Annotated in this window: 1 protein-coding gene; it reads left to right on the top strand. The window is 63.5% G+C overall.

What is annotated here, in order from left to right; genetic code table 11:
* The coding region (locus ABGA94_RS09240; protein WP_375367090.1) for an SDR family NAD(P)-dependent oxidoreductase at nt 1–326 on the top strand (326 nt) is incomplete at both ends.

The following is a 326-nucleotide window of genomic DNA, read 5'->3' as shown; positions in this document are numbered from 1 at the left end:
ATGCCGGCATCACCCGCGACACGACGTTCCACCGCATGCGCGCGGACCAGTGGCACGATGTGATCAACACCAACCTCAATTCGGTGTTCAACGTCACCCGTCCGGTCATCGAAGGCATCAGCGAGCTGCGCGATGAGTCCGACAAGGACGGCATGCGCATCTACATCGAGATCAAGCGCGGCGAATCTGCCGAGGTTGTGCTGAACAACCTGTACCAGCGCGGCTGCCGTGGAGGACCATTCCCGTCGGGGCGGGCAAGACTGCGCCGGGCCAGGCCCGGCGCTGCCTCAGAACTTCCAGTTCACGCCGAAATACAGCTGGCGCCC

Source organism: Stenotrophomonas sp. 3diitr2024 (assembly GCF_042136455.1).
In the GTDB taxonomy this organism is placed as follows: domain Bacteria; phylum Pseudomonadota; class Gammaproteobacteria; order Xanthomonadales; family Xanthomonadaceae; genus Stenotrophomonas; species Stenotrophomonas sepilia.
The sequence above is the reverse complement of the archived record's forward strand: the minus strand, read 5'-3'. Positions and strand labels throughout refer to the sequence as shown.